Source organism: Calditrichota bacterium (genome assembly GCA_016867835.1).
Taxonomy (GTDB): Bacteria; Electryoneota; AABM5-125-24; order Hatepunaeales; family Hatepunaeaceae; genus VGIQ01.
Genome location: VGIQ01000185.1, coordinates 1 through 2,898, shown reverse-complemented (window position 1 = coordinate 2,898; position 2,898 = coordinate 1). Strand labels below are relative to the sequence as shown.

Genomic DNA, 2,898 nt, shown 5'->3' with positions numbered 1-2,898 from the left:
ACGAGGGCGTGGTCTGGATGAACAGCGCCGCGACGCAGAATCTGCATGTGATCCGGGTCGGTGATCGTCAGCAGTTGCGGACGATGAATTTCCGTAACGTTATCGGGTTCGACGCCTGGGCGATCGGCTGGGTTCCGAAGCATGACGCGGGTCATCTTTGGGCTAACTCGTCGGGCGTAGTTCGTCAGTATAACGTTTCGGGTAATGCTCCGCAGTTGGTTCAGCAGTTCAACTGGCCGGCGCAGTATCCTTACTGCGGTGTTGGTCATGACGGCTACAACCTCTGGTGCGGTCGTTGGGACGACCAGCGTTGGTTCGTTGTTGACGACGGCATCGCTGAGACCTACTGGTTTGGATACGACCCGACCGAGGGCGAACTCGACGCCGGCGGCGATCAAAACGTCGTCGTTACGCTTAGCGCTGAGGGTCTGGTCGAGGGCGACTACGAAGGCGTCCTGATGATCTTCTCGAACGACCCGGCGTCGCCGCAGGTCGATGTCAATGTCCTCCTGCACGTGACCGGTGCGCCGGTGATGGAAGCGACTTGGGACGAAGCGGCCGGCTTCCCGGACATCATGGACTGGGACCAGTGGGATGCCCGCTTCCCCGACCTCTTCACCGGTGGACCTTACAGCATTCCGGTCACGATCGAGAACACCGGCACGGCGAACCTCGTCGTCGAGGACATCGTCTCGGATGACGACAACTTCTACGCCGATCCGCGTTCGTTTGAGTTGGGTGCAGGCGAAGCGACGGTGGTCAACTTTATCTTGGATGCCGCCGAAGATGGCGAGCATGCCGGGACGATGACCTTTGTCTCGAATGCCGGCAATAACGACGACATCGCGATTGCAATGCACGGCACGACCTCTGCCCCGCCGGAAATCGGCGTCGATCCGCAAGCGATCGAGACCGATATGATCACTGGCGAGGTGCAGGAACACGTGATCAACGTCTCGAACGGCGGCCAGGCGCCCTTGCGCTGGACGACCGATTCGGAGATCATCAGCGAGCCGGAGGGTGCCCGTCGGCGGGACGCCGGTCGGCGCAATCTGCGCATTGCGGATGGCTTCGCCGGACCGGTGGCGCAAGAGCGCTGGATCGACTTCGGTGCCAGCAAGACTGATCGGCAGCAGATTCCGGCTTCGGTGCTCAACAATCCGCCGGTCGGCGGAATGGAGCGGCTGAATCTTGGGCCACGTCGCGACGAGCCGAATGACTTGCGCATCCTTCTGGTCAAGGGCGCTCAGGATCAATACGGCTGGTTCGACCGCAACTCCTGGCTGGAAGTGTTCCAGAATCAGGATCCGCGGCCCGATATGGCCAATATGGAAAACCTGGCCGATGTTGACCTGTCGCAATACGATCTCGTAGCGACCGGTGAGGACCAGTCGGCGGCGTTCTTCCAGGCCTACACCCAGCGTCGGGACCAGATCATGGAATATGTTGACGGCGGCGGCGTCTATTCGATGTTCTGCGGCAGCAACACCTTCCAGCAGATCAACCTGTTCAGTGACGACGGCAACGTCGCAGTCGTCAACGGCCCCGGCGGCGACTGGGGAACGGTCAATCCGATGTTCCTGAACCAGCAGGGCAATGGGCTGGCTGCAGGTGTGGAAGAGGACTATCCGCTCCTGACCCCGTTCGAGTTCTTCCGCGATGACAACCAGGACGCGAACCGGATACGGACGCGGATGCGTGGCAATTCGCTCAACTACAACCACGTCCTCCGTAACAGTCTGCCCGAAGAAGCGGTCTGGTATTATCAGCCGGAAGGTCACGCCGACAAGGCGATCCTTGCCGATTGGCCCTTTGGTCGCGGTCATGTGCTCTACACCGGCATCACCGGAACGCTCTTCTATGAAGCGAACTGGCGCTGGTCGTCGATGGCCGAGTGCGTCAACCTGACGCGTTGGGCGGACGCGGCTGGCGGTACCCGGTGGCTGGCATGGGATCCTTCTGACGGCACCATCGATGCCGGCGGCGATGAAAACATCGTCGTAACGCTGAATGCCGAAGGTCTCGTCGATGGCGACTATGAAGCAGTCCTGATGATCCTATCGAACGACCCGGCGAATCCGCAGGTGGACGTCAACATCCTCGTCCATGTGACCGGCGAAGCCGCGGTTCAGACTAACCCGATTGCCGAGCCGATGGCTGGTGCCGCGGATGTGCACGACTTCGGTCGGGTTTATGTCGGTGCCCAGGCGGAGATGGCGGTGGAAATCCGGAACGTCGGAACCCGTGACCTCACCTTCGAAGGTGTGGATAGCGACAACCCCGACGAGTTCGGCACCGACTTCGACGTTGATCTCGTCCTGGCTCCGGGAGAACGGGATGTCTTCTACATCCTCTTCACCCCGCAGGACATCAACGATCGCGGCGGACGGATCACCTTCGTCTCCAGCGCCCGTAACATCGACGGCGGCGGCACTTTCTGGTTCGACCTCGTCGGGCAGGGCATAACCCCGCCGGATCTCGAGACCGATGCCACCGTTCGCGTTGGGATGCTGCTTGACGACGATCCGGTGGTGCGCAACCTGCAGATTGCCAATGTGGCCGGTGACGGCGGCGACGACCTCATCTGGAGCATCGTTGCCCAACCCGACCGCGACCAGGGCAATCGCCGCGACGCCTCGGGCCGCGGATTGCGCAATGCCGAAGGCAATCTGCCCGGACGCGACCGGCGCGGCAACCCCGATCAAGCCGGTTACGAATGGCGCGCTTCGGATGAGGGCGATGGCCCGCAGTTCGAGTGGATCGACATCGTCAATATGCAGGGCCGGGTCCAGTTGCAGGGCGGCGACGACATCAACGTCGGGCCTTACAACCTCGGATTCAACTTTCCCTACTACGGCCAGAACTATGGCCAGGTGCGGTTCTGCTCGAATGGCTGGA

1 protein-coding gene is annotated in these 2,898 nt (G+C 61.4%); it reads left to right on the top strand.

The genetic code is table 11. From position 1 onward, the window contains the following. Nucleotides 1–17: 17 nt before the first annotated feature. Nucleotides 18–2,898 (top strand): choice-of-anchor D domain-containing protein (locus FJY67_11850; protein MBM3330140.1); only part of this gene is annotated, 2,881 nt, incomplete at its 3' end.